At 36.8% G+C, this 9,677-nt stretch carries 11 protein-coding genes; 8 read left to right on the forward strand and 3 right to left on the reverse strand.

Annotated elements, in window-relative coordinates; all coding sequences use genetic code 11:
- The 3 genes from IKV95_RS02120 to IKV95_RS02130 form a co-directional block, all read right to left on the reverse strand.
- On the reverse strand, window positions 1-2,328 hold a 2,328-nt coding region (locus IKV95_RS02120), incomplete at its 3' end, for an efflux RND transporter permease subunit (protein WP_287451372.1).
- Between the two features lie 112 nt (window positions 2,329-2,440).
- On the reverse strand, window positions 2,441-2,983 hold the full coding sequence (locus IKV95_RS02125; protein WP_069126214.1) for a TetR/AcrR family transcriptional regulator C-terminal domain-containing protein: 543 nt from the start codon (window positions 2,981-2,983) through the stop codon (window positions 2,441-2,443).
- Between the two features lie 148 nt (window positions 2,984-3,131).
- Entirely contained in the window at window positions 3,132-4,025 is an 894-nt protein-coding gene (locus IKV95_RS02130; protein WP_069126212.1) for a LysR family transcriptional regulator, read from the reverse strand.
- A 260-nt stretch (window positions 4,026-4,285) separates the two neighbouring features.
- Here IKV95_RS02130 and IKV95_RS02135 point away from each other — a divergent pair, with 260 nt between their 5' ends.
- The 8 genes from IKV95_RS02135 to IKV95_RS02170 form a co-directional block, all read left to right on the forward strand.
- Window positions 4,286-4,837, forward strand: a complete 552-nt coding sequence (locus tag IKV95_RS02135; RefSeq protein ID WP_029091105.1) for an NAD(P)H-dependent oxidoreductase — start codon at window positions 4,286-4,288, stop codon at window positions 4,835-4,837.
- 19 nt (window positions 4,838-4,856) lie between these two features.
- Window positions 4,857-5,393 (forward strand): GNAT family N-acetyltransferase, encoded by a 537-nt coding sequence (locus IKV95_RS02140; RefSeq protein ID WP_069126210.1) that lies wholly within the window; start codon window positions 4,857-4,859, stop codon window positions 5,391-5,393.
- 26 nt (window positions 5,394-5,419) lie between these two features.
- Window positions 5,420-6,226: an amino acid ABC transporter substrate-binding protein gene (locus IKV95_RS02145; RefSeq protein ID WP_287451373.1), complete on the forward strand. Its 807-nt coding sequence runs from the start codon at window positions 5,420-5,422 to the stop codon at window positions 6,224-6,226.
- A 15-nt stretch (window positions 6,227-6,241) separates the two neighbouring features.
- On the forward strand, window positions 6,242-7,054 hold the full coding sequence (locus IKV95_RS02150; RefSeq protein ID WP_069126208.1) for an amino acid ABC transporter substrate-binding protein: 813 nt from the start codon (window positions 6,242-6,244) through the stop codon (window positions 7,052-7,054).
- Between the two features lie 30 nt (window positions 7,055-7,084).
- Window positions 7,085-7,804, forward strand: coding sequence for an amino acid ABC transporter permease (locus IKV95_RS02155; RefSeq protein ID WP_069118323.1), 720 nt, complete (start codon window positions 7,085-7,087; stop codon window positions 7,802-7,804).
- Between the two features lie 16 nt (window positions 7,805-7,820).
- Complete coding sequence (locus IKV95_RS02160) at window positions 7,821-8,528, forward strand: amino acid ABC transporter permease (protein WP_069126206.1); 708 nt, start codon at window positions 7,821-7,823, stop codon at window positions 8,526-8,528.
- On the forward strand, window positions 8,525-9,280 hold the full coding sequence (locus IKV95_RS02165) for an amino acid ABC transporter ATP-binding protein (RefSeq protein WP_029091099.1): 756 nt from the start codon (window positions 8,525-8,527) through the stop codon (window positions 9,278-9,280). The genes IKV95_RS02160 and IKV95_RS02165 overlap by 4 nt, the downstream gene beginning before the upstream one ends.
- A gap of 12 nt (window positions 9,281-9,292) precedes the next feature.
- The coding region (locus IKV95_RS02170) for an MsnO8 family LLM class oxidoreductase (RefSeq protein WP_287451374.1) at window positions 9,293-9,677 on the forward strand (385 nt) is incomplete at its 3' end.

Raw genomic sequence — 9,677 nt, forward strand, 5'->3', positions numbered from 1 at the left:
AATCGTGAACTCTGTCCCTATCCCTAATACCAAACAGCTTAACGCGGTTGTTAAGGGGTTGTATGACATCCCTAGCATTTTTAATAGTAACGGTGAAAAACCGAGTACTAATAAGATTGGAATAATTGGATAAATCGCATGTTTTACACGTCGGTAAACTAGGAATAATCCCACAAAGATAATCAATAAACCTGCACCAATCATTAGATTACTGTTGGCTCCAATATTATCAATACCAAAGAGCATCATAACTTGTGCGCCTGCCGGTTTTACTGAGATGCCTTTGCCAGCATCAATTTTAGCAGTAATTTTATTCAATAATGCTAACTGATCGGCAGAAGATAGATTATTATCAATTTGGAACTGTAACGTTGCATAGTGTTTATTTTTACTTACAACCATTTCTTGAACTGATTTTGGTAATTGTGACACACTCTCAGGTAATTTTTCATTATCCTTTTTAACTGTCCCTTTACCTTCAATGTCTTCCACATAAGTTGCGACAGATGTTACTCCCGTAACGTCTTTAAATTCACCTTTAACTTTATCACCAAAAGTCTTCATCCATGATACAACTTCTGGCTGTGTCACATCATCAGCTTCTACTAAATAACTGATAAAGGTTGTAGAACCCACTGTTTCTTGTAGATAATTAGTGTTTTGTAATGCCTTCATTTCTTGTGGAATCATTTTCATCATGTTTGTTTCCGTTGGTATTGATTTTTCAACCGAAAAACCAATGCCTGCTAGAATAACGCCGACAATCAAAATTGGAGCTGCAAATTTACCAACCAATTTAGCGTAACTTCCTAACCCACGCGACAACCATGTTTCATCATTGTTTTTAATTTTCACTTCGCCTTTTTTCTTTTTCTTGTCCATCATATTGAATGTAGAGAACATTAATACGAGTTCAACAATGTAACAGAAAATAACACCTAAAGCGAGTGTTAAACCAAATTGTTGCATCATTGGTGCTTTTGAAAGGAACATTGTTAAGAAGCTCAATGCCATAATAGCGACAGCAATTCCTACTGCTGGTCCGATATGTCGAATAGCAGTGACGGTTGCTTCATCTGCTTTATAGTCGCTTTTCTTAAATTCTTCTTCATAACGATTATGGAATTGAACACCAAAATCCGTTCCTAGCCCAATGATAATCGGTAAGGTTGCCATTGTTGCTAGCGTAATTGGAATTCCTACCCAGCCCATAAAACCAAATGTCCAGATGAGACCTATCAGAACAAAACCTAATGAGATCACACGTCGACGCACTGGGAAAACAACTAATAATACAACAATCATTAATACAACTGACAAGGATAACATCACTGTCATTGTTGTCATTACTTCACCTTGAACATCACCTTGAATAATCGGTCCACCTGCTAATTTAACAGTGATGCCATCTCCAAAATCAGTGTTTTTAATTAATTTTTTCAGTTCCTCATTTGTATGTACTGCTGTATCCATCTCAGTATCATCTGATGTGTTAAGCATTATTAAAACATTGCCACCATTGTTGGGTATGATTTTTTCCAATGCTGTCGGTATTTTTCCTTTATCAGAAAAGACGATTTGACGTAACAATGAGTTATCCATATCCTGGATTTTAGGCATTGCTTTAATCACAGCTTCTTGCATATTAGCCGATTGTTTTTTTGTTAAAATACTTTGCGTATATGCTTCTACTTTTTGACGCTGTTCTGGTGTTAACGTAGACTGAACAATTCCTGCTTGCTGTTCTGGTGTCGCTGCAGCACCCAAGCCAGCAATTTGTTGACCGACTGTCATTTTTTGTGGATCTGTTAACAACGATTGCATGTATTCTTGAATTTTTGCACTTTGATTAGCAGATAAACTTGCTTGCATATCTGACTCGATTTTTTTCATTTTTGCTGCTGGAATTGCTTTTTGAATACTCTCAGATAATTTCGAATCACCTGACATATTGAAACCAGCACTTGGGTTATTTGATGCTAACATTTCATTCATTAAGCTAATATAGTTTGATGCACCCGTAATCGCTTCAATCTTAGTCGCTTTTTCAGAAAATGTTGTGATTTTTTGAGCTGTTTCATGTGAGATTAACTTGTCTTTATCACCTTCAAGCAGCAAATAGATGCCATCCCCACCAAAGTTTTTTTGATAGGTCGTTGTGTCTTTATAGACATCTGATTTACTACTAACAAAAACATCATTGCCCATTTTCATATCTAATTTAGTTGCTCCAAACGCTAAAAAGACTGTCACTGCTAAAATGACAATAATATTTACCTTGGCATGTTTAATGATGAAATGGCCAATTTTATTAAATAATTTATCCATAATAATTGTCTCACCTTCCCTTTATGATAGTAAATATATCAACTTTAAAAGGGGCTGTCTAAGTCCAACATTCACCATTCGTTCTAAAATGAGACATATGTTTCAAAATGTATTATTTAATGAGATCATCAATGATTTTAACAAACTCTTCACGCGAATAATTGTCGCCGCTACTCACCATCCGCTTCAATACCTCAATAATGCCGCTGCTATAAAAATGGCACATCATTTCTGGATAAGTTGATTTCCTAATTTTAATTGAAAGGTCGTCATCCCAGTCTTGATAATGATCAAACATAATTGCGCTAACTTTTTTTATAAGGACTTCATATAATTCATAATTACCATTTTTTGTAATCACATTCATGAAATTGGTTTTATTTGCTTCGATAAAACCAATCACTTCTTCAGACATTGAGCGACTCGTGGGCTTACTAGCTTCGACTTTTGCATACATATCAGCGCTAATAAACTCCACTAGCTCTTCCAACAAAGCGTATTTGTCCGTGTAATAACGATAGAATGTACTGCGGTGAATGTGTGCAGCTTCACATAATTGATTGATGGTGATACTCGAAAATGATTTAGTTTCTAATAAAGACATCAACGTTTGTTCAAATAATTTTTTAGTCCTGGTTTGAGTTAAATTAGCCATACTTGGTCTCTCCTTTTTTACACTCTTTTACTTACTATTACAAAAGTAATCACACAATGCAATAAATCAGCATACACAACAAAAAACAGGTCTTAAATCGCTAAAAAACCTGTTTACCCTCACATATGAACGAAAAAAATTGCTCTATTTAAACTAATTCTGTTTTTAGATAGGCTTCTTTAATACGTGCAATCAAATCCAGCATATTTTCCGATGGATTATTTTGTTGTGCTCGCGTTAAAACTCCAATTGACGGCCTAATTGATACGCCTTCTAATTCTTTTACAACTGTTCCTGCAATCGGATTTAAATTAGCTGTTCGCGTAAATAGTGAAATCCCTAAATCTGCCTGCACGTAATATTTATGTGCCATGCTGCTAGACAGAACCATTTTATTGTAGTTAGAACCGATTTTTTTCTGTAATAGATGTTCGATTTGAATACGAATTGGGCAATTATTAGGGGTAAATAGAAAACGCTCTCCCTTTAAATCTTTAATCTTTAGGCTATCTTGTTGTGCGACACGATGATGTTCATTCACTAACACCACTAGTTCATCTTTAAAGAAACGTTCATACCGATTACCTACACTTATTTCAGGCTCTCCACAAATAGCGAAATCAATCTCATCTTTTTCTAGCAATTGACTACATAAATTCGCATCACCTACGATAACATCTACACCTATATCTGGGTTATCTGCTAAAAATCGTGCCAATACTTTAGGAAACTTCACACTTGCTGTGGGTTCTGAAATACCGATTCGGAAATTCGCTGCTGTTTCCGTTTTGATGTTACGCACTGTATTCTCTAATAGTACAAACTCGTCCAATAATTTGGCTGATTTTTCTAGAAACAAGCGCCCGCTCGTCGTCAATTGTGCCTGTTTGCCACGTTTGAACAACTGCACACCTAAATCTGTTTCCAATTGTTTAATGCGAAAGGTGATTGTCGGTTGTGAATAATTTAATGCCTCGGCAGCTTTTTGAAAACTACCAAATTTCACAACAGCATGAAAGGTTTCAATTGCGCGTATTTCCATATTCATCCCATCCTCCTTCAACATTTAATCCTCTGTGAACTCTTCTTATAACAATGTTTCACACTTAAAACATACTAATTACATCATTTTACTATGAATTAAAAAAATTTGATAGTCACACGCTTTTAGATTATCAATAATACTAATATTTTTTATTCATTAATTTAATTAGTCAGATAACTTTTATTGCGTTACAATTACATACAACCAATACCAACTTAAACAGTAGGGATTAAACTTTGTGAGGAGGATTTTTATTTATGACTACGATAACATTAATTGCTGGCGGCTATTCAGAAGCTTCACGTTTAACTGCCCTTATTCAAAAGGCGGATGCTTATTGTCATCCTCGCCATATCAATTTCCAAGTAGTTCAAGTTCATCAACTCAATGCAGAAGCACTTATCACAGCTGACTTCAAGCATCCTGACATCGTTGCTGCCCACTTACTAGTGGAACAAAGTGCCGCAGTTATTGTGGTAACTCCCACATTCAAAGCTTCTTATTCAGGTATCTTAAAAACATTTTTGGACTTGCTTCCTTCTCGTATTTTAAAAGGTAAACCTGTTCTCCCTTTAGCTTTAGGTGGTTCCAAAGGTCACCTATTGATGTTGAAATATGCATTAGAACCGATTTTATCGGAATTAGGGGCTGAATTTATTGCACATGGCACCTATATAACAGACGATCAAGTAACTAAAGATTTCAATAATCATTATCACATCAATGAAGAAGCGACGAGCCGTATTGAATCATCATTAACATCGTTGCTAAATCAAGTGTCTCAACAACAAACTATTTTAGTTAATTGATTACACAGGAGGAATTCAAATGACCACAGAACGTATACGCATTGCTACTGAAGATGATATCGAAGCGTTTCATACTTTACTTTATAAATCTTTTCAAAGTATTCGTGATTTAGGCATTGATTGGCCGAGTGCTAACGCTTCTCGTGAATTAGTTTTAGAAAACATCACCAACTACTCCGCTTATGTACTTGAAGTAGATGGGAAACTCGTTTCAACCATCACCATCCGTTTTCCTTGGGAAAGCGAAACACCTGTATCGAAATACCCGTTTGTTTGGTGGTTTGGCACCGATCCTGAATACGCATCCAAAGGATACGGGAATCAGTTGCTTACATATATAGAAGAAACACTCTTACGCGATACACTTAAAGTCCCAGCTTTAACGCTGGGCACGTCGGCACGAAAACATCCTTGGTTACTTGAGATGTATCAGCGTAAAGGTTATGAAATTTATTTCGAGCATGAATCGCCTGATGGTGATTTAGGTGCCATGTTACGTAAAGTCTTGATTCCTGAAAAATTTAACGCAGCGCTTTTATCCATTCCAACATTCTAATATTTTATCTTATTGGGGGCTTATCTATGAAAAAAATATTTCTTTGTTTTACAGCATTAACGCTTATTTTCCTTGTAGCGTGTGCACCGAAAGCTGCAACTTCCGACAAAAAAAAGAACGTTGAAACTATTATCGTTGGGACAGGCACACAATATCCTGGCATTTGTTTCATTGATGAAAACGGCAAATTGACAGGCTATGATATCGAGGTGATTCGTGCAATTGATAAAAAATTACCGCAATACAACTTTGAATTTAAAACAATGGATTTTGCCAACTTACTTACAAGCTTAGGCGCCAATAAAATCGATATGATTGCACATAACATGGCTAAAAACAAAGAACGCGAAGAAAAATTCCTCTTCAATAATGAACCTTATAACTACTCACCTTTGTACATCACTGTTGCCAAAGATAACAATGACGTCAAATCCATTAAAGACCTTGATGGCAAAAAAGTGGTGGTTAGTGCCACATCTAATGCGGCTGATTACGTGACAGAGTACAACAAAAAGAATGGTAATAAAATTGAAATTGCTTATGCGGGTCAAGGAAGTAATGATACGGCCAATCAACTTAAAAACGGACGTGCTGACGCTACTCTTTCAACACCCTTTGCAGTTAAACACCAAAATGATACGAGTAGCATCAAAGAAAAAGTCGTTGGTGATATTCTCTTAGATACAAAAGTTTACTTCGTTTTCCCTAAACAAAAAACAGATCTTTCTAAGGCTGTTGATACGGCAATTAAAGAGTTGAGTGCTGACGGTACTTTGAAAAAATTAAGCAAAAGATGGCTAGGCGACGATTACTCAAAATCGAGTTTTAAATAGAAGAGGAGCATTTATATGACAAAAACAAGATACCTATTATTACTATTATCCGTTTTCACATTGGTATTGCTGAGTGCATGTGGCGCAAGCGCTGGTTCGACGAAAGATAAAGTTACCAAAGTCATTGTCGGGACTGGTACGCAGTTCCCTAATGTTTGTTTTATTGATAAAGACGGTAAACTCACAGGTTATGATGTCGAACTTGTGCGTGAAATTGATAAACGTCTTTCCAACTATGACTTCGAGTTCAAAACAATGGATTTCTCTAACTTAGTGGTTAGTCTGGGTGCCAATAAAATCGATATGATTGCTCATGAAATGGAAATTAACGATGAGCGTAAAGAAAAATTCACGTTCAATAAAGTGCCTTATAACTACTTTCCTAACCAAATTACTGTTTTAAAAGATAATAAAGATATCAATAATATTGCTGATTTAAAAGGTAAAACAGTCATTACAAGCGCTACTTCAAATGGTGCAGCTTTAATCAATAAAATTAACAAAGATAATGGCGATCAATTTAAAGTCGTGTATGCAGGTCAAGGAAGTAATGATGTTGCTAAACAACTCGAATCCGGCCGTGCTGATGCAACTGTATCGACGCCATTTGCTGTTAAATTCCAAAATGAAAGTAGTCCTATTAAAGAAAAAGTAGTCGGTGACGTTTTAAGCGACTCAAAAGTATACTTTATGTTTGATAAAAAAGACAAAACACTCAACAAAGAAGTTGATAAAGCACTTAAGGAAATTATCGACGATGGTACGTTGAAAAAATTAAGTGAAAAATGGCTTGGTGGTGACTACTCTAAATCAAGTTTTGGCAGTTAATCACATCCCAATTAAAAGCAGGTGAAACAAATGGATAAATTTTTCGATGTGGCGTTAATTCCACAGTTTCTAGCAACCTTAATTAAATATTTACCAACGACCCTTTATATTTTAGTTGTCTCTCTCTTGTTAGGCTTTGTAATGGGTGTGTTGATTGCTTTACCACGGATTTACAATATTCCAGTACTGAAACAACTTGCGATTGTTTACACCTCTTTTTTCCGAGGCACACCGATTATTGTACAGCTCTTCATTGTGTTTTACGGTATCCCCATTCTCACCGCACTAGTGAATGTGGATACAACACGAATGGATCCACTATACGCTGCCATTATAACGTATGGCCTTAGCAGCGCTGCTTCCATTGCAGAAATAATTCGTTCTGCCATCAATAGCGTTCCAAAATCACAAACAGAAGCTGCGCTATCCATTGGACTCACTCAGCGTCAAAATTTCTTCCGAATCGTCTTTCCACAGGCACTTAAACAAGCTACGCCCAACTTTTGGAACTTAATTATTGGGTTCTTAAAGGATACTTCATTAGCCTTTTCTATCGGAGTTATGGATATGTCTGGGCGCGGCGAGACACTTATCACATCTAGCAATCACTCGCTTGAAGTTTATGTTTCTTTAGCGATTATTTATTATCTTGTTGCACTTGTTTTGGAAGCAACCTTCAAACAAATAGAACTTCGCCTCAAACGCGACAAAGCCAATACGCGCACTATCTTTGAAATGATTCGTCAGTAAAAGGAGCTGAGTACCTATGTCAATCGATTACGCCTTTATTTGGACAGCGTTCAAGCTATTGCTAAACGCTATTCCACTCACCTTGTTGATGACTGTGCTACCTTTACTTTTCGGTTCACTCATTGCCATCGGCATCACTTATATTCGCCTGTACAATATCAGATTTCTTAATCCAATCGCCACTTTTTTTGTTTCTTTTTTCAGAAGCACACCCGCGATTTTACACATTATGTTAATTTATATTCTTTCACCAATGCTGATTGATTATCTAGCAAAAACAATTGGGTTTAGTGTCCAAACCAACAAGATACCTATTGCTGCCTTTGTGATTGTTGCACTTTCATTTACAGCGAGTGCCTATATTGCAGAAGCTTTGCGTTCCGGTATTCTTGCAATACATGTAGGTGAAGTAGAAGCTGGTTATGCTGTTGGCCTCACCTTCTCTCAAACCATTAGGCGGCTCATACTTCCACAAAGTTTTTATTACGCTTTGCCTAACTTTGTTAACTTATTCGTCGGCTTTTTGCATACGACAGCGATAGCAGCAATTGTTGCCGTACCCGAGATTACTGGGCGCGCTACTGTCGTCGCATCAACCAATTATTCATTTTTAGAAGCTTACATTGCCGCTGCACTTATCTATTGGGGATTATCCATCTTAATTGAGTGGGCGGCCCATTTATTAGAACGTAAAATAACTGCCTTTAAAGGAGGTATTTCATGATTGAAATTAAAGATATTCATAAATCGTTTGGTAATCATCATGTGTTAAAAGGTATTGATCTAACCGTTGAAAAAGGGAGTGTTGTCACTATTATTGGTCCAAGCGGATCTGGTAAAACAACGTTTTTACGCTGCCTCAACCTCTTAGAACAACCTGATTCTGGCGCTATACGTATGAACAATCAACAGATTGATTGCGAAAAACCTTCAAAAAAAGACATTCTTGCGTTACGAAAACAAACGGCCATGGTTTTTCAACAATATAATCTTTTTTCACATAAAACCGTTTTACAAAACATTACTGAGGGTTTAATTGTTGCTCGTAAAATCAAAAAAGATATCGCTGAAAGTATTGCCCATGAACAGCTAAAGCGTGTGGGTCTCAGTGATAAAGCTGATTTTTATCCGGTACAACTTTCTGGTGGCCAAGCACAACGCGTTGGCATTGCTCGTGCGTTAGCCCTCAATCCTGATGTCATTTTATTTGACGAACCTACTGCTGCACTTGATCCAGAATTGGTAGGTGAAGTATTACAGGTAATGCTTGAAATAGCTAAAACTGGTGTCACGATGATTGTGGTGACACATGAAATGGAATTTGCCAAACGTGTCAGCGATCATATCATTTTTATGGATGAAGGACGCATTGTTGAGCAAGGTCCGCCACTCCTCCTCTTTAATAGCGCTAAAGAAGATCGCACAAAAAAATTCTTGCACCGCGTGTCGGCAGAATATTTATACGAAGCCATCTAAAGGAGGATCTCTATGACCATCTCATTAAGTATTTTAGAACAAAGTATCCAACCGCATGATTTTGATTTAAAAGATGTATTAACAGAAACAGTAGCCTTAGCACAACTTGCTGAGTCTTTGAATTTTAAACGTTTTTGGGTAGCTGAGCATCATAATATGGCGAGTGCAGCTGGCTCAGCGCCTGAAATTTTGCTTGCTTACTTAGCTGCAAAAACAGAAAAAATACAATTAGCGTCGGGTGGTGTGATGTTGCAACATTACAGTCCTTTTAAAGTGGTTGAGCAATTTAACACATTGAATAATTTAGCCGATGGACGTATTAGCCTCGGTGTTGGTAAAGCACCCGGTGGTCTACAGTCATCTACTCAAGCACTACAAGAAGGTTTCGCTAGTGATA

The organism is Brochothrix sp. (genome assembly GCF_017549435.1).
Classification (GTDB): domain Bacteria; phylum Bacillota; class Bacilli; order Lactobacillales; family Listeriaceae; genus Brochothrix; species Brochothrix thermosphacta.

Coding starts and splice junctions, on each gene's coding strand:
- IKV95_RS02155 (WP_069118323.1), top strand. CDS start 7,085: ATGGATAAATTTTTCGATGTGGCGTTAATTCCACAGTTTCTAGCAACC.
- IKV95_RS02130 (WP_069126212.1), bottom strand. CDS start 4,025: ATGGAAATACGCGCAATTGAAACCTTTCATGCTGTTGTGAAATTTGGT.
- IKV95_RS02140 (WP_069126210.1), top strand. CDS start 4,857: ATGACCACAGAACGTATACGCATTGCTACTGAAGATGATATCGAAGCG.
- IKV95_RS02135 (WP_029091105.1), top strand. CDS start 4,286: ATGACTACGATAACATTAATTGCTGGCGGCTATTCAGAAGCTTCACGT.
- IKV95_RS02125 (WP_069126214.1), bottom strand. CDS start 2,983: ATGGCTAATTTAACTCAAACCAGGACTAAAAAATTATTTGAACAAACG.
- IKV95_RS02160 (WP_069126206.1), top strand. CDS start 7,821: ATGTCAATCGATTACGCCTTTATTTGGACAGCGTTCAAGCTATTGCTA.
- IKV95_RS02150 (WP_069126208.1), top strand. CDS start 6,242: ATGACAAAAACAAGATACCTATTATTACTATTATCCGTTTTCACATTG.
- IKV95_RS02165 (WP_029091099.1), top strand. CDS start 8,525: ATGATTGAAATTAAAGATATTCATAAATCGTTTGGTAATCATCATGTG.
- IKV95_RS02145 (WP_287451373.1), top strand. CDS start 5,420: ATGAAAAAAATATTTCTTTGTTTTACAGCATTAACGCTTATTTTCCTT.